Genomic DNA, 22,340 nt, shown 5'->3' with positions numbered 1-22,340 from the left:
ATCGCGTTACGTCCTAAGATTGCCTTACGCTTATTCTCTGTTAATATATGTATAAATTCACAGTGATTGAGTGCTAACGACTTGCAGCAATTGGATCTTGTTCCGATCACCGACCTCAAAGGCGTCGCCAAAAAGGTCGCGGAGAAACTCGCAAAGCTCGGCATCACAACAGTACAAGATCTGCTGTTTCACTTACCCCTGCGCTACGAAGACAGAACCCAAATCTATCCGATTGCCGCCCTCAGCCCTGGTAGTTACGGCACGATAGAAGCAGAAATCCAATCGACACAAATCATCCAAGGCCGCAAGCGCATGCTGGTCTGCAATGTGCGCGACGATACGGGCAGCTTAAGCCTGCGCTTCTTTAACTTTTCCGTTGCTCAGCGTAATGCCATGCAAAATGGTTTGATGATCCGCGCCTATGGTGAAGTGCGCCGTGGTAGTCATCAAGCTGAGATAGTGCATCCAGAATATAAAGTGGTGTATCCCGGTGAAGATGTTCACCTGAGTGATACCCTAACGCCGATTTATCCCACAACTGAAGGCTTAAAACAGGCGAGTTGGCTAAAGCTGACGGAGCAAGCCTTAGTATTGCTGAAAGAGGGTGGCTTAACTGAGCTGCTGCCACCGCAATTGCAACCTAACAACATCAGCCTTAAACAAGCACTGCAGACGTTACATCGCCCTCCTGCGGGGATCTCTCAGTTCGATTTAGAGCTAGGTCAACACCCTGCCCAGCAACGACTCGTGCAGGAAGAATTACTCGCCCATAATCTCAGCATGTTGCGCCTACGGCAGCGCAGTAATTTAGACGCTGCCGTCACCATGCAGGCCACGGGGCAGTTGCTCAATCCCTTCCTCGCAGCTCTGCCCTTTAAGCCGACTGGCGCCCAGCAAAGAGTCGTGGCTGATATAGGCAAAGATTTAGAAAAACCACACCCTATGATGCGCTTAGTGCAAGGGGATGTTGGCTCAGGCAAAACCTTAGTCGCGGCGATGGCGGCATTGCAAGCGATTGAAAACGGTTATCAAGTTGCCATGATGGCGCCAACCGAATTATTAGCAGAGCAACATGCGACTAACTTTGCCGCTTGGTTTGAGCCACTCGGGCTTAAAGTCGGTTGGCTTGCAGGGAAACTGAAAGGCAAGGCCAGAACCCAATCCCTTGCGGATATTGAATCTGGCGCAGCCCATATGGTGATTGGCACCCATGCCATCTTCCAGCAGCATGTGGTCTTTAACAAACTCGCGTTAATTATTATCGATGAGCAGCACAGATTCGGCGTACACCAACGCTTAGGTCTGCGGGAAAAAGGCATGAGCCAAGGCTTTCATCCACATCAGTTAATCATGACTGCAACCCCCATTCCACGCACATTGGCGATGACGGCCTATGCAGATCTCGACACCTCCATTATCGATGAACTGCCACCGGGGCGTACACCCGTCACCACAGTGGCAATTGCCGATTCCCGCCGTAACGAAGTGCTTGAACGGGTGCGCAACGCCGTCATCACCGACCAACGTCAAGCCTACTGGGTGTGTACTCTGATTGAAGAGTCTGAAGTGCTCGAATGCCAAGCCGCCGAAGACACGGCCGAAGAACTGCGTCTCGCACTGCCAGATCTCAATATCGGCCTAGTGCATGGCAGATTAAAAAGTGCCGAGAAACAGCAAATCATGGCCGACTTTAAGGCAGGCATGATTCATCTACTGGTAGCGACAACCGTGATTGAAGTCGGCGTCGACGTGCCCAATGCTAGCCTAATGATCATCGAAAACCCTGAACGTTTAGGTCTAGCACAACTGCATCAACTGCGCGGACGAGTCGGTCGAGGCGCCATCGCAAGCCATTGTGTGTTACTCTACAAGGCGCCGTTGAGCCATACCGCCACCCAACGACTGAGTGTCCTCAGACAAAGCAATGATGGTTTCATCATAGCGCAGAAAGATTTAGAAATTCGTGGCCCGGGTGAAGTGCTTGGCACTAAACAGACGGGGCTCGCCGAGCTCAAAATTGCCGATCTGGTGCGCGATCAAGCTTTGATCCCACACATTCAGAAACTGGCAAATCATGTAATGACGCAGGCACCTGAAAAGGTCGATGCAATTATTTTACGTTGGCTCGGGCACAGACAGCACTATGTGCAGGCTTAATTAGATAGGAAGCGAATCGCTTCATAGTAAAATAAATCATGTATGTTCAGCTAGGTGCTATAGACAAGCGCATGGAAACTTGCACAATAAACCTGCGGCCCTCGAATAAGTCCGTTATTGCACTTTAATGTTAGCTGCATGTATTCACCACGTTACCTTGAAACTCAAGCTAAGGATGTAAAATGCAAGTTAATCAAGACGATAGAATAAACCCTCAAGAGACTTCTTCTAGCAGCAATCGCTTTGCTCTTTTTGCGATAGTGCTCGTCGTGCTACTTTCTGCCGGAGGATATTATTACTACAGCGGTGATTCAGACTCACCCAAACGCATCCCTAACGCGCCCATTGTATTACCTGAAACACCATCATCTGAACCTATGACACTGGAAAGTGCTACGGAGCCAGAAGAAACCACAGAAACAACACCAACAACCACTGAAACAAACACCAACAGCACAGAGTCATCCGTAACGACTGAGCCTGAGGTCGTCGTTGAACCCGTACCCGCCTTGGCTGAAAGTGATACTTTTGTACAACAAAAAGCACTCGCCATCATTAATAATAATCTGCTTGCATCTTCATTAGTGCAGCAAGACATTATTCGTCAATTCGTTGTGTTTGTAGATAACCTGGCTCAAGGTGAATTAACCCGTAAGGTAAGCCCAATTAAAGGGCCAGAAAAACTGTTTACAGTGTCTGAGATCACGAATAAAGTCTATTTGAATCCAGATAGTTATCATAGATACGACGCTTATGTTGACTCAATTACTAAGATGGATGAGCAGAGCCTAATCCGCACCTATAAGCAACTAACGCCGCTGTTGGAAGAAGCTTTTAGTGAGTTGGGTTATAGTAATGCGAAGTTTAATGACCGAATGCAACAAGCAATTAAAGTTTTACTCGCGGCACCTATCGTTGAAGATCCCATTGAATTGAGTTCAATTAGCGTTAACTATCAATTTGTTGACCCTAATTTAGAAGCACTACCCAGTGCACAAAAATTGTTAATCCGCATGGGTCCAGAAAACACCCGTAAGCTCAAAGTTGCGTTACGTAAACTTGAAAATCAATTAGCACAATAACCTTAAACCCACTCAACAAAAGGCGCCCAGTGCGCCTTTTGTAATCTAAAACTCACTATATCAATATGTAATACCACTTTGTTTCTTATTACCCTACCTCATGAATAATATGTTACCAATGAGTTGAAATTTCCGATTTGGTTGCATTTTGTTAACCAGCATAATGCAAATGGCTTCATTAAAACTAAAGACTTAGTGTAGAATGCACGACACAACTGAGGGAGTATTTGGCGCGATTTATCCAACGCGTAGGTAGCCCAATATTAATTAAATTTATTAATGTTTTTAACTTAGTTAGGGATAACTAAGACAGCTTTAAACTAGTGTCGAGGCAAAGTAGTGCAACTAACATTCAGCATTCTCTCTTGGGGCGCATGGGCTCCTCAATATCCCCTTAATGATAGCTGGCAATGTTGGCGCAAAAACTCGGCTGAGCAGACCTCAGGCACAAGCACTACATCAGAACTGGACACCACTTCCCCACCCCTGACACACATTCCTTCCATGCAACGCCGCCGTTTTAGTCGATTAACTAAAATGATGTTAGAGGTCAGTTTTCGTTGCAGCGTAACACATAATTGTCGCTCTATTTTTGCCTCGCGCCATGGAGAGTTACAGCGCACCATTGGCCTGCTCGAAGATATTATCGCTAAACAGCCCTTATCGCCCTTAGGTTTTAGTCAGTCGGTGCACAACACCGCCAGCGGCATTTTTGGCATAGTAGCGGCCAATACCGCGCCTTCAACCTCAGTTGCGGCGGGCACAGAAACCCTGTCCCAAGCTATGGTCGAAGCCTTCGCCCAATTACATCAATCGCCAGAACCATTGCTATTGGTTTTCGGTGATGATCCAGTGCCTCCTGTGTACGATGAGTTTACCCAAGAATTTGAATTACCTTTGGCCCTAGGCCTACAACTCGCGCCCTTCGATACACCCGCTTCGACCAAGCTCACGGTGAGCCACATTTCTAAGGCAACAGCTTTAAATCCGCTGACCTATGGTGCATTTATCCACGCCCTAGCAACGGCGCAAAATATTTCAGGCTGCTTATCCCAATGGCATTGGAGACTTGAGCATGTTTGATGCAGCCCACAGCCATGACGCCGCTAAGGATCATCAAGATTCAATGCTCAATGCCGCTTATACCTTGCCGGAAACTCGCCGCAAAGGGCTGAATTATGTGCCACGTTGGCTAGGTGGCGTGAGTTGTTATATCGCCTTTGGCTTAGGCGGCTTATTAAGCTCCTTGACCATTCTGCCGCTACTGCGTTTTTGGCCAGGCACACCAGAGGCGCGGATTATTCGGGTACAAAAGGCCGTGCATTTTATGTTCAAAGGCTTTGTCGCCATGCTCACTTGGGCAGGTGTGATTAAGGTCAGCAGCCACGATGCCCAAAAATTACATGATGCCAAAGGCGTTATCGTCATTGCCAACCACCCCAGTTTAGTGGATGTGGTGGTATTGATAAGCCTCATGCCCAATGCGGGCTGCATAGTCAAACAAGCTTTGTGGCGTAATCCATTTTTGCGTGGTGTGGTGTCCTGCGCGGGTTATATTCCCAATCGCGGCGCCGAACTCATGCTAGAGGATTGCCGCGAAGTGCTCGCAAGAGGCACCAATTTAATTATCTTCCCCGAGGGCACGCGTACGGTGGTCGGTGCTACCATTAACCACTTTGCCCGCGGCGCCGCCAATATCGCCTTAAGGGCCGAAGCGGATATTTTACCTGTGGTGCTACGTACCAATGTCCGTGGTTTGACAAAGGAGCAACCTTGGTATGAAATCCCAAGGCAAACCATGGGAATGGCCGTTGAAATCGGCACAATCGTTTCTTACCAGAAGTACCAAGCGGCTTTAGGTGAGCATGCAAAAATGGCCCGGCAGCTGACGCGGGATCTTGAACATTACTATAAACAACAACTCGAAAATAATTATGAACTTAAACAATGAAATAAAGCAGTTAATCATCGACTGTCTCGATCTAGAAGACGTCAGCATTGATGATATTGAAACCGATGCGCCGCTATTTGGCGAAGGTTTAGGCTTAGATTCTATCGACGCCCTCGAGCTCGGCTTAGCCATCAAGAAAAAATTTGACGTCAAAATCGAAGCCAATTCGGATGCCACTAAGGCCCATTTCCACAGTGTTGCCAGCTTAGCTCGCTTTATCGAATCACAGCGTCCATAGGAGAGGAATATGCAAAATCGTGAACAAATCCTCGCTATGCTGACCACTATTTTAGTGGACGAATTCGAAATTGATGCCGAGGCGATTACGCCTGAGGCCAACCTGTATGAAGAGCTCGATCTCGACAGTATTGATGCCGTCGACTTAGTGATAAAGCTGCAGCAACTGACAGGTAAAAAGATCCAACCCGATGAATTTAAATCAGTTCGCACAATCAACGATGTGATTAATGCTATCGAAGGTTTAGTTAAAACCTAATGCGAGCCTTGCTACAGGTCTTAACCGCCCTAACTTTGCTGGCCTACCCCGTTGCCGTGTACTTAGGGCTCAGTTACTTGCCTGCTGGCACCATAGCGCTCGTGCTGTGTTTATTGCTGATAGTGCGGCTAATGCTACAAAAGCAAAAGGTTAAGACATTAGTTTTACCACTATTAGTGGGGATTGTGCTCACGGCAGGCAGTTATCTTGCCAAGCGCAGTGACTGGCTGCTGTATTACCCAGTAGTGATAAATCTCACTATGCTGGCGCTGTTCAGTTATTCACTGCACACTGGCCCTAGCATGATCGAACGTTTAGCCCGTTTGAAAGAACCAGATTTACCGGATGAAGCCACTGGGTATCTTAAGAAAGTCACGCTACTTTGGTGCGGCTTATTTATCTTCAATGGCACTATGGCGGCTTACACCGCTGGCTTTACTAGCTTAGCAACCTGGACCTTGTATAACGGTTTGATTGCATACGTACTCATGGGACTGCTCCTCGGTGGGGAGTGGTTATATCGCAGCTTTTGGTTGAAGAAAACATGACACAGCTACTCAAAAACTGGTTAACCCAAGGGCCCTTTGCCCAACAACTGATCAGCTTTAATCACCACGACATAGTCACAGGTGCATTATTTACCAATCAGGTGGCGTATTTTTACGAGCAACTGCTGGCCGCGCCAGAGAAAAAATGGCTGCTCGCGAGTGATACCAGCGATCTGTTTGCTGTGGGTTTATGTGCGGCGCTGTTAGCAGGCAAGGAAATTATCTTACCAGCCAACACCCAAACGGGCACGCTAAGCGAATTAACCCACCAGTTTGAAGGTATATTGTCGGACAAGCCATTGTGTGAAAGTCAGGCCTTTATTCTACTGAGAAAAGAGCTGAGCCTGCCGAGTAAACCTTGGCCGGCGAGCGAGGCTATCGGCGAACTTGTGCTATTTACCTCCGGCAGCAGCGGCGAACCTAAGGCGATCCGTAAAACACTTCAGCAATTAGACGTTGAAGTCTCAGTGCTCGAACATACCTTTGCCGAACATTTACCCCATTGCAGTGTGGTTTCAACGGTTTCCCATCAGCATATCTATGGCCTGTTATTCAAGATTTTGTGGCCACTCGCCGCCAGTCGGCCGTTTTTAAGCGAGCAGATTGAATACCCAGAAACCTTAAGCTATTACACTGCCTTACTGCCAAACCTGTGTTTGATCAGTAGCCCTGCCCAGCTATCGCGTTTACCTAAGGCCTTAGAGCACGAGCGGCAACTGCGCTCACCTAGCTTAGTGTTTAGCTCTGGCGGGCCCTTAAGTTTTGCGGCGGCTCAGGGGATCAGCCAATGCTATGGCCATTTGCCCATCGAAATTTTTGGTAGCACAGAAACGGGCGGCATCGCCTATCGCCGTCAGCATGAGGCCGATGAACCTTGGCAAGTGTTTGACAGAATATTGATAGATCAAGATCCTAGCGACGGAGCCTTGCTACTTAAATCACCCTATTTGGTCGACGATGAATGGTTGCGCTGCGAAGATAAAATCGAACCAACCGAAAATGGCCAGTTTAGACTCAAGGGCCGACTCGATCGCATCGTTAAGATTGAAGAGAAACGCTTGTCACTGGCGCAAATGGAAACGCTGTTAGGCAGCCACGCCTATGTTGAGCAAGCCGCACTTGTCGTATTGCCGCAGTTTAAATCCCAACTGGGCGCGGTCGTGACCCTCTCCGCACTTGGCCGCAGCGTGCATCAAGAGCAGGGAAAACTCAGCATTAACAATGCCCTAAAAGCACATTTACTGACGCAATTTGAGCGAGTCACCCTACCACGCCGCTGGCGTTATCCCGATATTTTGCCGCTGAACACTCAGGGTAAGCGTGTCACTGCCCAGTTAGTCGAGTTATTTGATCATGATTAAATCGAGTTTACCGCCGATCCTGCATTCCAATATCGGCATGGATAATATTGAATTACGTCTGTTAGTGGCGGCCGACCTTGAATCTTTTAAGGGACATTTTCCCGAGCAAGCCGTACTGCCAGGCGTGACGCAATTAGATTGGGCGGTGCGTTTAGGCTGCCAATATTTCGGCTATTGCGAAACCGTAGCCAACTTAGAAGTGCTTAAGTTTCAGCAACTCATTCTGCCAGGGCAAGAAGTCACCTTAAGCATTAGCAATAATGCGGCTAAGGGGAAACTCACCTTCGCCTATAGCGATGGTGAAAACCGCTACGCATCAGGTCGTATCGCCTTTGATATCTCGCCAGTTAACAGCAAGCCTTCTGCTGCCAATAATAGCGATGGGGCGAGCCAGTGCTAACACCTCCCAGCGACTTAGTTGAGTCCGCGCCCATCAAGCTCGCCCTAGTGATCCCCAATTACAATCACAGTGCCGCAATTGCCCAGACCTTGGCCGAACTCGCCCAATTTAATCTACCCTGTTATTTGATTGATGATGGCAGCAATGATGAAACCCGTTATCTACTGCAATCCTTAGCCCAAACCTATCCTTGGGTGACTTTGCTGCTGCATCCTTACAACCGTGGTAAAGGCGCTGCTGTGATGACGGGCCTACGCCGAGCCTACCGCGATGGTTTTAGTCATGCACTGCAGGTCGATGCCGATGGTCAACACAATCTAGCCGATATTCCAGCTATGGTAGCAAGGGCGCAGGCTAAACCCGATGCGCTGATTTCAGGCAAACCCGAGTACGATGAATCCGTGCCTAAGGGCAGGCTCTATGGCCGTTATATCACCCATTTTTGGGTGTGGGTCGAAACCTTAAGCTTTGATATTCAAGATTCTATGTGTGGCTTTCGCGTTTATCCCCTCGCCGCCACCGAGCGATTACTGTGCCAGCAAGCATTAACGGAGCGAATGGATTTTGATATTGAAATCCTCGTCAAACTCTACTGGCAAGGGGTGGAAATTTTATTCCAGCCGACTAAGGTGATTTATCCCGAAGGTGGTGTTAGTCACTTTCAAGGTGTGGCCGACAATGTGCGCATCACTAAACTGCATACCAAGTTGTTTTTCGGCATGCTCAAACGCCTGCCTTGGCTGCTGAAACGCAAACAATCGCAGCAACAAGCCTATGTTTCAGAGACCTCATCGAAGCCGCAAATAACTGCGACCACCCATTGGTCGGGCATGAAGGAGCGCGGCAGTTACTGGGGCATAAAACTGTTAGTCGAGAGCTATCGCTTTGGCGGCCATTGGTTGTGCCGCGCCATCATGTATCCGGTGATTTGCTATTTCTTTCTCACGGGCAGAGTCACCCGCGAAGCCTCGTTAGATTTCCTGCGCCGCGTGCAAACGCTTGAGCCGCAACATCCTAAGCTGAATCAGCCTGTAGGCTGGCGCGATAGCCTGAATCACTTTTTAGCCTTTGGAAATGCCGCACTCGATAGAATCGATGCATGGTGCGATCGCATCCAATTGAGCCAAGTGGATTTTCCGGATCGCCAAGTGCTGGCAGGTCAACTCGAAAGCGGCAAAGGCGCGGTGTTATTAGTGTCTCACCTTGGCAATTTAGAACTCTGCCGCGCCATTTCCATCCACCAGCGCAAGGTCAAAGTGAACGTCATGGTGTTAACTAGCCATGCGGAAAATTTCAATAAGGTACTCAAACAGTTAAACCCAGATAGCACGCTTAATCTTATTCAAGTGACCGATCTTAACCCCGCGACATCTATGCTGTTGCAGCAAAAGATAGAAGCCGGTGAACTGGTGGTGATCGCGGGGGATAGAACCTCATCCAATACCCAAGGTCGCGTCATTTACGCGCCGTTTATGGGGCAAGATGCAGCGTTTCCTCAAGGGCCGTTTATTTTGGCAGGCTTACTCGATTGCCCTGTATTTTTAATGTTTTGCCTGCGGGAACAGGGCCGTTATCGGGTGCATTTAGAGCACTTCGCCGAAACACTAAAAGGCCCGCGAGCGGGCAGAATGGACAGATTACAGCAGGCGGTAAATCGCTACAGCGAACGCTTAGAATACTTTGCCAGACGCGAGCCTTTGCAATGGTTTAACTTCTTCGATTTTTGGCGCAAAGACAGCGAGTTAGAACGCGTATCAGCCAATTCAGTACAAACCGATGCTGTAACAGCAGAGTCAACATCACCGCAGATCCCAGAGCAGGATCATAAGACAGACAGGACAAGTCATTCATGAGCCACACCCAAGCCGCCGACTCAAAGAATCAATCAGACTTAAAGACTGTTGAGTTCGGCCGTCAATTTCTTACCTTAGAACAAGTGGTTGCCGTCGCTAAAGGCGCACCAGTCAAGCTCTGTGATGATGCGGATTATCAAGAATATATTCAAAAAGGTGCGCGCTTTATCGATAGCCTGCTGCACGAAGAAGGCGTGGTTTATGGTGTAACAACTGGTTATGGTGACTCTTGCACAGTCAATGTGAGCTTAGATCTGGTCCACGAATTGCCACTGCATTTAACCCGCTTCCACGGCTGCGGTTTAGGCGAGACCTTAAGCATAATGCAGGCCCGCGCTGTGATGGCTTGCCGTTTAAACTCCTTAGCCATTGGTAAATCTGGCGTGACCTATGAGCTATTAAAGCGAATCGAAACTTTGCTCAATCTCAACATAATCCCTGTAATCCCAGAAGAAGGTTCGGTCGGTGCCAGCGGTGACTTAACACCGCTGTCGTATTTAGCCGCCGTGTTAGTCGGTGAGCGCGAAGTAATCTACCAAGGTGAACGCCAAGCGACTCAAGCTGTGTACGCTAAGCTCAACATCACTCCGCATGTCCTGCGTCCAAAAGAAGGCTTAGCCCTGATGAACGGCACGGCTGTGATGACGGCCTTGGCCTGTTTAGCCTTCGATCGCGCCCAATATCTTGCCCGCTTAAGTAGCCGCATTACCGCTATGGCTTCGTTAACGCTAAAAGGCAACTCGAACCATTTTGATGAAATCTTATTTGCCGCTAAACCGCATCCAGGGCAAAACCAAATCGCCACTTGGATACGGGAAGATTTAAATCACCACGAACATCCGCGCAATTCGGACAGGCTGCAGGACAGATATTCCATCCGCTGCGCACCGCACATTATCGGTGTGTTGCAGGATGCTCTGCCGTTTATGCGTCAGTTTATCGAAACCGAAGTCAACAGCGCCAACGACAACCCGATTGTCGACGGCGAAGGCGAACATATTCTCCACGGTGGCCATTTTTACGGCGGCCATATCGCCTTTGCGATGGATTCACTGAAAAATACTGTGGCTAACTTGGCCGATCTTATCGATCGCCAAATGGCACTGGTAATGGACCCTAAGTTTAATAATGGCTTGCCCGCCAACTTATCCGGCTCAATAGGAGCCCGCCGTGCCATTAATCACGGCTTTAAAGCGGTGCAAATTGGCGTATCGGCTTGGACGGCAGAAGCGCTCAAGCACACTATGCCCGCCAGCGTGTTCTCACGCTCGACCGAATGCCACAACCAAGACAAAGTCAGCATGGGCACCATTGCCGCCCGCGACTGTATGCGCGTGCTGCAATTGACCGAACAAGTCGCGGCGGCAGCCCTGCTCGCCATGACCCAAGGTATTGGTTTACGTATCGCCCAAAATGAACTGGACGAAGCCTCGCTCACGCCTTCATTGGCGAAAACCCTCGCTCAAGTGCGCGGTGATTTTGAGACCTTAATTGAAGATAGGCCGCTCGAAGCCGTGCTGCGCAAAACCGTTGCCAAGATCCAAGCTGGCGAATGGGAAGTGTGCCGATGAAATCATTGCTCAGTGTCGATATGGAGATGCAAATCCCCTTCCACGATGTGGATTCCATGGGGATCACTTGGCATGGCAATTATCTGCGTTATTTCGAGATTGCTCGCTGCAAACTGCTCGATGAGCTGGGCTATAACTACCGCCAAATGCAAGCATCTAACTATGCGTGGCCTATTATCGATTTGCAGATTAAATACGTCAAAACCAGCACCTTCGAGCAAAAAATCACAGTGCGCGCAGAGTTAGTCGAGTGGGAAAACCGCTTAAAAATCAATTATCAAATTCGCGATGTTGAAACGGGTGCGCGCATCACTAAGGGTTATACCATTCAAGCGGCGGTCGATATGTGCACCCAAGAATTGTGCTTTGTTACCCCAGAGGTGTTCCGTGACAAAATAGCCACCCTGTTCGCTAAGGTTGAAGACTAATGAACTCAGTACTCGCCAAGAGCTCTGCGCTGACGAAGAATCCTGTGCTGGCGAAGTGTGCATTACTCCTCTGCTTAGCTTTTGCTTTGATAAGCCTGCCACTCAAGGCTGAGACTTTAGCCTCGCCCGGCGCTTATCAAACACTTTTTAGCCAAAGTGCAGATACTGCGCAGCTTGTCGCCTTAAGCCAAAAACTTAACTTGGGCGAAACGGTGCGAGGTCACTTTGTGCAATCTCGGCAGTTAAAAGTGCTCAAAAAGCCGTTAATCAGCCAAGGCCAGTTTATCTTCGATCAGACCCAAGGGCTGATATGGCAACAGATAAAGCCCTTCGAATCCCTGCTGATTTTAAAAGATAAGCAGCTTATTCAGCGCGATAGCCAAGGTCGAGTACAAGTCAGCAAGGCTGATGCATCGACGAGCGCCGCCGCTATGGGCGATTTATTGCCCAGCCTAGTGCGCGCTATGCTCGGCGGTGATATTTCCGGTTTAAGCGAAAACTTCGAGCTGCACTTTCTCATCACAGACAGGTTAAAAATAGAAAGCTTGAGCACAGACGGCCAATGGCAATTAGGCCTAACGCCCAAAGATCCCTTAATGAAAAAAGCCATCGCCAATATGGTGTTAGAAGGTAGCGATGTGTTGCAATCCTTAGTGCTGCTTAGCGCAGCACCGAGTGTGAGCCCGCAGGATATGACCCGCATCGACTTTAGTGCACTTTCCCAAGGCACACTCAGCGAAACCGAATTAGCGCAGTATGCGTTGGCGGTAGAGGCGAGTAAACCTTAGCAATGGCCTCCAACTTCGCCGCGCGCGCCAATCAAGCGCTAATACAATCTTCCCCTAAGTGGCGCCTCGCCATTTGGTTGCTATTGATGCTGTCTGCCAGTCTGTGGACGCTGCAACTTTGGCAAAACGGCGCACGGGTGCAGAGCGATATTCTCGCCATGCTGCCGCATTTACAGCAGGACAAACTCACAGAGCGCGCCCTTAACCAAGTTGAAGCGACGCTCGCCGATCAAGTCTATATTGCGCTCGTCGCCAAGGATGAAACCACGGCAATCGCTGCGGCTAAGCTGTTGATGCAAAAGCTTGAAACTGACCTTGTTGCTACTGGAAAAAATGCTGCACTTACAGATATTCGTAGCGCCGATATGCAGCTCGGTGAAGCCTTGGGGCAATACTATTTCCCCCACAGATTTAAATTACTGACAGCACCACAAGCTGAGGCGTTAGCAACGAAAGACATTGGAAATCTGATTGAAGCGGCCACCGCACAGCTTTACAACGCCTTTAGTTACGCCAATAGCAACTTGCTTGCCCAAGATCCGCTGCTGTTATTCCCCGCCAATTTACTCTCCCTCGCGCCGAGTTCAAAAGTCAAAGCCAGTCAAGGTATTCTGCTGGCTAATCAAGGCGATAATGTCGCTGCGGTTGTTATGGCAAAGGGGCGAGAAAGCGCTTTTAATCCCAATGCGCAATTGGCGCAGATGACGGCATTAACCCTAGGATTGGATGCGGTTAAACAAAGCTATCCCGATATTACCCTGCTTAAGGCTGGTGCCCTGTTTCACGCGATTGCAGCGACCCAAACGGCTAAGAGTGAAATCTCGATCCTCGGTCTTGCATCCTTACTTGGGGTAATAGCTTTAGTCTGGCTGGCGTTTCGTTCTGTGATGCCGCTACTGTTGGCAATCGTTACCATTTCCAGCGGGCTGTTGCTGGCCGCGACTTTTACCTTAAGCGTGTTTGGCGAGCTGCATTTACTCACCTTAGTGTTTGGTACTAGTTTGATTGGCATTGCCATCGACTACAGCTTTCATTTTTACTGCGAGCGCTTAAGCGATACCGAACGGAGCGCTCAGGCGACGGTCGCGTATATCTTCCCCACTGTGACACTTGCCTTTATCACCAGTGCGTTAGCTTATGTGGGCATAGGTTTAGCGCCGTTTCCTGGGATGCAGCAAGTGGCGATTTTCTGCGCCGCGGGACTACTCGGGGCCTATCTCACCCTCATTCTCGCCTACCCACAGTTAGCGGGAAGTCGTTTGCCATCGGGCTCCCGCCCATTAGCGTTAGCGGGGAAGTACCTTGCCAACCTCACTCAGTTATCCAACCGATTGACCACGCCGTTAGGCATGGGCATGTTTGCTTTAGTGATAGTGGTGTGGTGTCTGGTTGGCGTAACCAAGTTAACCGTCGATGACGATATTCGCCATTTGCAGCAAAGCCCCGCGAGCGTGACTGAACCTGAAAATAAGCTCAGGCAGCTACTCAGCGGCGGCACAGATAATCAATTCTTACTGGTACGCGCCGCGAGTGAAGAAGCACTACTACAACAGCTTGAGCGAGTGTCGCCACTGCTGGATGCCGCTATCGCCAATCAAGAGTTAGGCAACTACGTCAGCCTCAGCCGTTATCTGCCCAGCCATCAAAGGCAAGACACGGCTTATCGCTTACAGGGTGAAATCTATCAAACTCAGATAGATACTGTGCTCACAAACCTTGGGTTGGATGAGAACTTAAAGCCAGAGCTGCAAGCAAGCTACTTAGCGGCTAAAGACCAATATATCGCCCCAGCGGATTTCTTTAAGCTAGAGGCAGGCAAGCAACTCGCACCGCTGTGGCTAGCACCAAATGGCAAGGCCACCGACTATGACGCGCTAAATGATGGCGGCGCGAGCGCTGAGTATGGTGCCATTGTCTTGCTTGGCGGCATTCAGCAGATCGACGCGCTCAAGGCGCGCTTTGCCCATGATGAAAGCGTACAACTTATCGATAAAGTCGCGGATATCTCCGCCGTCATGGGCCATTACCGACTGTTAACCCTAAAGCTGTTAGCGCTCGCACTCGGTATCGCACTCTTGTTGTTTAGCCTGAATTTTGGCATTAAAAAAGCCGCGGTTGTCGTTGCCGTTCCAGCCCTTGCGGCCTTGCTAACGCTTGCAACCTTAGGCTTAACGGGCTCGCCACTGAGTCTGTTCCATGCACTCGCGCTCATTTTAGTTTTCGGGATTGGGATAGACTACAGCTTGTTCTTTGCCTCTGCTCAACAGCACGGCAAGGCAGTGATGATGGCGGTATTTATGTCCGCCTGCTCGACCCTATTAGCCTTTGGTTTACTCGCCTTTAGCCAGACCCAAGCGATTCATTATTTTGGTTTAACCCTGTCGCTAGGTATAGGTTTTACCTTCTTACTTTCGCCACTGATTTTAACGACTAAAAAGTCCTGATAACGACAAGGAACGTACTTTACATGCCTACACCCGCTCACGATTTATCGGCTATGCCAAATTCACTTGCCGTCGATGTGGCTATTATCGGCGCAGGACCTTCAGGCGCCATCGCCGCCAGCTTGCTACACCAACAAGGTAAACGCGTGCTGGTGTTAGAAAAACAACATTTCCCCCGTTTTTCCATCGGCGAAAGTTTACTGCCCTGCTGCATGCAGTTTATCGAAGAAGCCGGCATGTTAGACGCACTCAATGCCGCTGGATTCCAGCATAAAAATGGCGCCGCCTTTCGTCGCAATGGCACTTACACTACCTTCGACTTTACCGATAAATTTACCCCTGGGCCGGGCACCACATTCCAAGTGCAGCGCGCCAGTTTTGATAAACTGTTAGCCGATACCGCCCAAAGCCAAGGGGTCGACATCCGCTACGGCGAAACGGTCGAGGCGATAGATTTAACCGAGAACCCACGCTTAACGGTGCGCAATGAACAGGGCGAGCTTTATCAAATCAGCGCCCAATATGTGCTTGATGCCAGTGGTTTTGGCCGTGTGTTACCCCGCTTGCTCGACTTAGAAAGTCCGTCTTGCCTACCACCGCGTAGCGCCATCTTTACCCACGTGGAAGACAACATCAGCGATCCCAGTTTCGATCGTAATAAGATTTTAATCAGCGTCCACCCAGAGCATAAAGACATTTGGTATTGGCTCATTCCCTTTAGCAATGGCCGTTGCTCACTCGGCGTGGTTGCCGAACCGCAATTACTTGCGCGTTTACAAGGTTCGCTTGAGCAACAATTGATGAACATAGTCAATGAAGAACCAGGACTAAAAGCCCTACTGGCAAACGCTAAGGTGGTGCAAGAATGCGCCACGCTCAAGGGTTATTCAGCCAATGTGTCACGGCTTGCGACCGACAAGTTCGCCCTACTGGGTAATGCCGGCGAGTTCCTTGATCCGGTATTTTCCTCCGGCGTCACTATCGCCATGCAATCGGCATCGATGGCAGCAAAATGTGTGACTAAACAACTCAATGGTGAAACGGTTGACTGGCAAGCCGATTACTCAGCGCCTTTAATGCAGGGGGTGAATACCTTCCGCACCTATGTGCAAGCTTGGTATGATGGCCGCTTTCAGGATGTGATCTTCTATGAAGAACCGAATCCACGCATCAAGCAAATGATTTGCTCGATTCTGGCGGGCTACGCTTGGGACCTCAATAATCCCTTCGTTAAAGACTCGGAGCGCCGCCTGAATATGGTGGTCGAATTGTGCCAAAACCAAGTTTCCACTCCTGAATTTTCAGAGGCGTAACCGCATGTCGCTCAACTTTAACGCGAAATGGCGAGTGTTCCCCGCGCTACTGATCATCAGTCTAGGGCTGACTGGATGTAGCGAACTGCTGTTCAGGCAAACCTGTGTCGGCCTCGCTAAAGACATGCGTTATTGCTTGGCGCCACTGCCCCATGATTTTGCCCCCGCAGCCGATAAGCCTCTGACTAAGCCGACGGCCAAACCCGCCGACATTAGCAGCCCGCAAACCGACAGCAAAGTTAAGCTAACTTCGCCCCAGTCCTTTAGCCAAAAGGTCAGCATTAAAGTGGGTGATAAATCCCACGAGCTACTCACTCAATTAGAGTTAGAGAATGAGCGCATGACGCTCGTTGGCTTAGCACCACTCGGACAGGCTTTATTTACCTTAGTTTATGATGGTAATACACTCAGCAGTGAACAAAGCGTGCTGCTAGGGGACAATTTTAAAGCTGAGTATTTAATGGCGATGATGCAACTGATCTATTGGCCTGAGCAGAGTATTCGCGCCCATTTAGAAGGTGGTCATTTAGTCACAGGCCTTTGCGATACGGTTGGGGGAAATCAGGGCGATGCACTTGTAGGCACCCGAGTGAATACAATCCCTTGTCGCCAGATCTATAGTCAAGACACCTTGATCAGTAAAAGCGGCCAGCAAACCCATGTGGTGCAAATCCGTTATCAGCAAAATATCGGCGATGCTCTTTGGCAAGCCCACATCAGCTTAACTATGCCACAAGCTAAATTTGAGCTAGAAATCGAACCTATTTAATCTGTTAGCATCCGCACTTAACTGTGCCATGGTAAAAAGACACACAATGATGAACAGAGTAGCTATTACACAGATTGGATTGTGTACCCCGCTAGGGCAAGATCCCCAGCAGGTTTTAGACCGCCTGATCGCCGGTGATACCAGTGCGATGCTGCGCAGTGACACTCTCCTGTTCGAGCACCCAACCTTAGTTGCCCCCGTGACGGCAGCGCTACCAACCATTCCCGAAAAACTCATTCAGTTCGATTGCCGTAACAACCAATTACTGCTGTGCGCCGCACTGCAAATTGCGACCACAGTTGAACAAGCGAAACGGGATTTTGGTCATGCCCGTATTGGTGTAGTGCTAGGCACGAGCACGTCAGGGATTTCAAAAGGTGAAGCCGCGCTGAGCTACCGCAATCAACACGGATACTTTCCGGCGGATTACCACTATTTCCAGCAAGAACTCGGCAGCACCAGCGACTTTTTACGCCAATATTTTGAGCTCGATGGTCCCTGCTACACAATTTCAACCGCCTGCTCATCCAGCGCCAAAGTGTTTGCCAGCGCTAAACGCCTATTACAGGCTAACCTCTGCGATATGGTGATTGTCGGCGGTGTCGACAGTTTATGCCAACTCACAGTCAATGGTTTTCACGCCTTAGAATCTGTCTCGAAAGGCCACTGCAATCCTTTTAGTATCAACCGTGATGGCATCAATATCGGCGAAGGCGCGGCGTTATTCACCCTCACTTTGGGCGAGTCAGAGGTCATGCTAGCGGGTATTGGCGAGTCGAGCGATGCGCACCATATGTCGGCGCCACACCCCGAAGGCGCAGGCGCCATCACTGCCATGCACGCGGCATTGCAAGATGCACACATTGCAGCAAAAGACATTGGTTACATTAACTTGCACGGTACAGCCACGCCTAAAAATGATGCGATGGAAAGCCGCGCCGTGGTTGAAGTGTTTGGCGTGAACACGCCTCCTTGTAGCTCGACCAAGCCCTTAGTCGGCCATACCTTAGGTGCCGCTGGCGCCATTGAAGCCGCCTTCTGTTATTTATTACTTTCAGCACATAATCACCGCCAAGCCCTGCCGCCCCATCAATGGGACGGACAAGTCGATCCACAGGATCCGCCCATTGCATTGATCGAGCGCCATCAAGTCGCCGCTAAGGGCGCGCTTAATTATGTGATGAGCAATTCCTTCGCCTTTGGCGGCAGTAATGCCAGCCTGATTTTCTGCCGTAACGAGGCCTAGTACCATGCAGTTACTTAAGATCAACCAACCCTTTGCCGAACAGAATATTGCCGATTTTATTCCCCATAGGGCACCGATGATTTTGCTCGATAAAATCATTGGCTATCGGCGCGATAACCTAGAGACCGAAGTCACTATCACGGCCAAGAGCCCCTATTTCGATGACAAACATCGAGCCGTACCCAATTATGTGGGTATCGAATATATGGCCCAAAGTATTGCCGCCCTTGCTGGGGTTGAGGCAAAGCTTCGCAATGATAAAATCCGCGTGGGTTTTCTATTGGGATCGCGCAAATTAACCTTGTATGCCAAGCAATATGAGCTCGGGCGCACCTATCGCACCCAAGTCAGCCGCCTCTATCAAGAGGGATCGGGATTAGCGGTATTCGATTGCCAAATTTATCTGCTGCCCGAAGCCGGCTCTAACCTAGAAAAGAGCTTAGTGGCCCAAGCCAATGTAAATGTGTTCCAACCTCAGGACACACAAGCCTACCTTGCAGGCAATCAAGACGCGGCAAATAGAAGCCTTGGGCACTAAAGCAATGATGTAGATAAAAAAGCCTTAAAGCGCCTTAACAAGCGACCTTTTTACCATAAATACATGAAACCCCATACCGACACATAACGATAAAATGGGGTGGAGAAAACAGATGAATAACAGAGTATTAGTTACCGGTTCGAGCCGCGGCATTGGTAAAGCCATCGCCCTAAAACTCGCCGCTGCGGGTTTCGATATCGCCCTGCATTACCACAGTAACCAAACGGCTGCCGATGCCACCGCCGCAGAAGTTCGCGCGCTTGGAGTGAATGCGAGCCTGCTGAAATTTGATGTCGCCGACCGCGCAACCGTCAGAGCCGCCATTGAAGCCGATATCGAGGCCAATGGTGCCTATTATGGCGTGATCCTCAATGCTGGTATCAACCGCGACACCGCCTTTCCTGCTATGACAGAAAGCGAGTGGGACAGCGTCATCCACACTAACTTAGACGGCTTTTATAATGTCATCCATCCCTGTGTGATGCCTATGGTACAAGGCCGCAAGGGCGGGCGTATCATCACCTTAGCTTCGGTTTCTGGGATTGCTGGCAACCGTGGCCAAGTCAATTACAGCGCCTCAAAAGCGGGTATTATCGGCGCAACTAAGGCATTGTCGTTAGAGCTGGCAAAACGCAAAATCACCGTCAACTGTATCGCTCCCGGCTTGATTGAAACCGACATGGTGGCCGATATTCCTAAAGATATGGTCGAGCAATTAGTGCCGATGCGCCGCATGGGTAAACCCAGTGAAATCGCCGCCTTAGCCGCATTTTTAATGTCTGACGATGCCGCCTATATCACTCGCCAAGTGATATCGGTCAATGGAGGCATGATCTAAATGAGCGAAGCGACAAATCAAACCCGCTTAGGGAAACGAGTGGTCGTCACTGGCATTGGCGGCATTACCGCCCTAGGCCATGATTGGCCGACGATAGCGGCGAGTCTTAAGGCGCAGAAAAACTGTGTTGTCACTATGGGCGAATGGGATAAATACGATGGCCTCAATACCCGCTTAGCCGCGCCCATTAGCGACTTTGAAGTGCCAAGCCATTATTCGCGCAAGAAAATTCGTTCTATGGGTCGGGTTTCTATCATGGCGACCCGCGCCAGTGAACTTGCATTAATCGATGCGGGATTGTTAGACGATCCTATCGTGTCCTCTGGTGAAATGGGTATCGCCTACGGTTCATCCACGGGCAGTACCGATGCCATCATCGCCTTTGGCGATATGTTGAAAACCGGTGATATGTCGGGCGTTACCGCCACGAGTTATATCCGCATGATGGCACACACCACAGCGGTAAATGTCGGGGTATTTTTCGGCTTAAAAGGCCGAATTCACACCACCAGTAGCGCCTGTACCTCGGGGAGCCAAGGCATAGGTTACGCCTATGAAGCCATCAAATACGGTCATCAAACCTTAATGTTGGCAGGCGGCGATGAAGAACTCTGTCCCACAGAAGCTGTCGTGTTCGATACCTTATTTGCCACCAGCACTAAAAACAGCACTCCCGAACTCACGCCACGCCCCTTCGATGCAAGCCGCGATGGCCTCGTGATTGGCGAAGGCGCCTGTACGCTGGTGCTCGAAGAGCTCGAACACGCCAAGGCGCGTGGCGCCAAGATTTATGCCGAACTCGTCGGTTTTGGGACGAATTCAGATGGCCAACACGTCACTCAACCGAACGCACAAACCATGGAAATCGCCATCAGATTAGCCCTCAAAGATGCACAGCTTGAGCCCAGCGCCATAGGCTATGTGAACGCCCACGGCACGGCAACGGATCGCGGTGACATCGCCGAAAGCCACGCGACCCACGCAGTATTTGGTGCTGGTATGCCGATTTCATCCCTTAAAAGCTACACGGGCCACACCTTAGGCGCATGCGGCGCGTTAGAGGCTTGGGTGAGTATTGAGATGATGAATGCAGGCTGGTTTGCGCCGACACTCAACCTTGAAAGTATCGACCCACAATGCGCCGATTTGGACTATATCCGTAGCGATTTACGCCCAATCGATACAGATTATGTGATGAGTAATAATTTCGCCTTTGGCGGTATTAATACCTCGCTGATTTTTAAACGCTGGGCCCAATAACAACATATAAAAACCACATAAGGACATCACCATGAAACCACTGTTTGCAGGTATGCTGCTTAGCATCAGTTTATTAAGCTCGCCTTTATTGGCTCAGGAATATACGGTTGAAACCTATCAAGAAATCTTTAGGGGTGATAACCAATTCAAGCAAAAAGAAGCCATTGAATCACTCACCATCGCTGGTTTATCCGATCCTGCCATTTTTGATGCGCTCGAAGCAAAGCTACTCGCATCTTTGCCCCAAGCCACTGAAAAAAATGCCATTGACTACAGTGCTTGGTTAGTCAAAGGCTTAGCTTATTCAGGCAATGATAAGTACAGCGAAACCATCAATAAGATTGTTAATGGTGATTATCCTAAAAAACTCAAAAAATACGCAGGTCAAGCTTTAGAAAACATAACGATATATAAAAAATGGAATGCGATTCTTGCGGATAAAAGCCAATATGCCGCCGATCAGAGTCAGCAAAATAATGCCTTTGCCAATGCCCTACGCAGCAATGATTTAGAATTAATGCGTCTCGCGGCTAAACGCATCATGGATGACCGCCAGTACGATGATTTTATCCTAGCCGTACTCAGTAACGAATTGAAAACACCACGCTTAATGGCCAATGACAAACTCGCCATCGATACCTATGCCAACATGGCAAAAGCGCTAGCTAGTTCGGGGAATACCGCTTACCGCGATGTGATTGAAAATATGGCAACCGCGAGCTCAAACAAAAAACTCAAAAACTACGCCGAGAGTTATTTGAAGAAATACTACTAAACCTACCCGCTTTACGCTTAATCGAGCAAATCATGGCCGAGCTTATCCTCGGCCATTTTTATATTCGTTTGGATAATGTTGAGAATCGGAAAGGATAATTAATAGTGAGCGGATTAGGGGACTCGCACAACGTGGTTGATCTTGTAGCCTGTGCCTTTTACTGGCGATAAAAATTTATAACCCGCTTGTTTTCGGAAATATCGCACGATTTAATCGTTTTGTGCGTTTTGCACAATGCACTATACTGCCACTGTATTTCCAAATAAGAGGGCTTAATCGTGCAAACATTAACAGCCAATGACGCCAAACGAAATTTCGGTGAGTTACTGCTAAACGCTCAACGTGAACCTATCAAGATCAGCAAAAACAGTAAAGATGCGGTTGTTGTGATGTCTATCCACGACTTCGAACAACTTGAGGCGATGAAAGCGGATTACCTTAAACACTGCTTCAACGCTGCTAAAGAAGACTTAGCGAAAGGTAATATTGTTGATGGTGAAGATTTTCTTAACGCCCTGTAGC

The 22,340-nt window shown here is 49.3% G+C and carries 22 protein-coding genes; all 22 read left to right on the top strand.

Features of this window, described 5'->3' with window-relative positions; genetic code table 11:
• The first annotated feature begins 81 nt into the window (after window positions 1-81).
• Complete coding sequence (recG, locus tag SPUTW3181_RS01585) at window positions 82-2,157, top strand: ATP-dependent DNA helicase RecG (protein WP_041407880.1); 2,076 nt, start codon at window positions 82-84, stop codon at window positions 2,155-2,157.
• A 182-nt stretch (window positions 2,158-2,339) separates the two neighbouring features.
• On the top strand, window positions 2,340-3,239 hold the full coding sequence (locus tag SPUTW3181_RS01580) for a DUF3014 domain-containing protein (protein ID WP_011787700.1): 900 nt from the start codon (window positions 2,340-2,342) through the stop codon (window positions 3,237-3,239).
• Between the two features lie 339 nt (window positions 3,240-3,578).
• Complete coding sequence (locus SPUTW3181_RS01575; protein WP_011787699.1) at window positions 3,579-4,322, top strand: beta-ketoacyl synthase chain length factor; 744 nt, start codon at window positions 3,579-3,581, stop codon at window positions 4,320-4,322.
• A complete protein-coding gene (locus tag SPUTW3181_RS01570) occupies window positions 4,315-5,190 on the top strand; it encodes a lysophospholipid acyltransferase family protein (RefSeq protein WP_011787698.1) in 876 nt (291 codons plus the stop codon). Before SPUTW3181_RS01575 ends, SPUTW3181_RS01570 begins: the two co-directional genes overlap by 8 nt.
• Window positions 5,174-5,428 (top strand): phosphopantetheine-binding protein, encoded by a 255-nt coding sequence (locus tag SPUTW3181_RS01565; RefSeq protein WP_011787697.1) that lies wholly within the window; start codon window positions 5,174-5,176, stop codon window positions 5,426-5,428. The genes SPUTW3181_RS01570 and SPUTW3181_RS01565 overlap by 17 nt, the downstream gene beginning before the upstream one ends.
• Before the next feature lie 9 nt (window positions 5,429-5,437).
• Window positions 5,438-5,686, top strand: a complete 249-nt coding sequence (locus SPUTW3181_RS01560; protein ID WP_011787696.1) for an acyl carrier protein — start codon at window positions 5,438-5,440, stop codon at window positions 5,684-5,686.
• Window positions 5,686-6,234, top strand: a complete 549-nt coding sequence (locus SPUTW3181_RS01555; RefSeq protein ID WP_011787695.1) for a hypothetical protein — start codon at window positions 5,686-5,688, stop codon at window positions 6,232-6,234. Before SPUTW3181_RS01560 ends, SPUTW3181_RS01555 begins: the two co-directional genes overlap by 1 nt.
• On the top strand, window positions 6,231-7,595 hold the full coding sequence (locus SPUTW3181_RS01550) for an AMP-binding protein (RefSeq protein WP_011787694.1): 1,365 nt from the start codon (window positions 6,231-6,233) through the stop codon (window positions 7,593-7,595). Before SPUTW3181_RS01555 ends, SPUTW3181_RS01550 begins: the two co-directional genes overlap by 4 nt.
• The gene (locus SPUTW3181_RS01545; RefSeq protein WP_011787693.1) at window positions 7,588-7,995 is read left to right on the top strand and encodes a thioester dehydrase; all 408 of its coding nucleotides are present in this window, start codon (window positions 7,588-7,590) and stop codon (window positions 7,993-7,995) included. Before SPUTW3181_RS01550 ends, SPUTW3181_RS01545 begins: the two co-directional genes overlap by 8 nt.
• Window positions 7,989-9,848: a glycosyltransferase family 2 protein gene (locus SPUTW3181_RS01540; RefSeq protein ID WP_011787692.1), complete on the top strand. Its 1,860-nt coding sequence runs from the start codon at window positions 7,989-7,991 to the stop codon at window positions 9,846-9,848. Before SPUTW3181_RS01545 ends, SPUTW3181_RS01540 begins: the two co-directional genes overlap by 7 nt.
• The gene (locus SPUTW3181_RS01535; RefSeq protein ID WP_011787691.1) at window positions 9,845-11,419 is read left to right on the top strand and encodes an HAL/PAL/TAL family ammonia-lyase; all 1,575 of its coding nucleotides are present in this window, start codon (window positions 9,845-9,847) and stop codon (window positions 11,417-11,419) included. The genes SPUTW3181_RS01540 and SPUTW3181_RS01535 overlap by 4 nt, the downstream gene beginning before the upstream one ends.
• The gene (locus SPUTW3181_RS01530) at window positions 11,416-11,847 is read left to right on the top strand and encodes an acyl-CoA thioesterase (protein WP_011787690.1); all 432 of its coding nucleotides are present in this window, start codon (window positions 11,416-11,418) and stop codon (window positions 11,845-11,847) included. Before SPUTW3181_RS01535 ends, SPUTW3181_RS01530 begins: the two co-directional genes overlap by 4 nt.
• Complete coding sequence (locus tag SPUTW3181_RS01525) at window positions 11,847-12,635, top strand: outer membrane lipoprotein carrier protein LolA (RefSeq protein WP_011787689.1); 789 nt, start codon at window positions 11,847-11,849, stop codon at window positions 12,633-12,635. The genes SPUTW3181_RS01530 and SPUTW3181_RS01525 overlap by 1 nt, the downstream gene beginning before the upstream one ends.
• Before the next feature lie 2 nt (window positions 12,636-12,637).
• Window positions 12,638-15,079, top strand: a complete 2,442-nt coding sequence (locus SPUTW3181_RS01520) for an MMPL family transporter (RefSeq protein ID WP_011787688.1) — start codon at window positions 12,638-12,640, stop codon at window positions 15,077-15,079.
• 23 nt (window positions 15,080-15,102) lie between these two features.
• On the top strand, window positions 15,103-16,392 hold the full coding sequence (locus SPUTW3181_RS01515; protein ID WP_011787687.1) for an NAD(P)/FAD-dependent oxidoreductase: 1,290 nt from the start codon (window positions 15,103-15,105) through the stop codon (window positions 16,390-16,392).
• Between the two features lie 4 nt (window positions 16,393-16,396).
• Entirely contained in the window at window positions 16,397-17,161 is a 765-nt protein-coding gene (locus SPUTW3181_RS01510; protein WP_011787686.1) for a DUF3261 domain-containing protein, read from the top strand.
• A 46-nt stretch (window positions 17,162-17,207) separates the two neighbouring features.
• Window positions 17,208-18,407 carry a beta-ketoacyl-[acyl-carrier-protein] synthase family protein gene (locus tag SPUTW3181_RS01505; protein ID WP_041407878.1) on the top strand — a complete coding sequence of 400 codons (1,200 nt, stop codon included), beginning with the start codon at window positions 17,208-17,210 and terminating at the stop codon, window positions 18,405-18,407.
• A gap of 4 nt (window positions 18,408-18,411) precedes the next feature.
• Entirely contained in the window at window positions 18,412-18,945 is a 534-nt protein-coding gene (locus tag SPUTW3181_RS01500; RefSeq protein ID WP_011787684.1) for a hotdog family protein, read from the top strand.
• A 112-nt stretch (window positions 18,946-19,057) separates the two neighbouring features.
• The gene (locus SPUTW3181_RS01495; protein WP_011787683.1) at window positions 19,058-19,783 is read left to right on the top strand and encodes a 3-ketoacyl-ACP reductase FabG2; all 726 of its coding nucleotides are present in this window, start codon (window positions 19,058-19,060) and stop codon (window positions 19,781-19,783) included.
• Window positions 19,784-21,043 (top strand): beta-ketoacyl-ACP synthase, encoded by a 1,260-nt coding sequence (locus SPUTW3181_RS01490; RefSeq protein ID WP_011787682.1) that lies wholly within the window; start codon window positions 19,784-19,786, stop codon window positions 21,041-21,043.
• A 31-nt stretch (window positions 21,044-21,074) separates the two neighbouring features.
• Window positions 21,075-21,818 (top strand): hypothetical protein, encoded by a 744-nt coding sequence (locus SPUTW3181_RS01485; protein WP_011787681.1) that lies wholly within the window; start codon window positions 21,075-21,077, stop codon window positions 21,816-21,818.
• Between the two features lie 278 nt (window positions 21,819-22,096).
• Window positions 22,097-22,339, top strand: coding sequence for a type II toxin-antitoxin system Phd/YefM family antitoxin (locus SPUTW3181_RS01480; protein WP_011787680.1), 243 nt, complete (start codon window positions 22,097-22,099; stop codon window positions 22,337-22,339).
• Window position 22,340: the final 1 nt, after the last annotated feature.

Origin of the sequence: Shewanella sp. W3-18-1 (assembly GCF_000015185.1) — a bacterium.
GTDB lineage: Bacteria > Pseudomonadota > Gammaproteobacteria > Enterobacterales > Shewanellaceae > Shewanella > Shewanella putrefaciens.
This window is presented reverse-complemented; position numbering and strand designations above follow the sequence as displayed.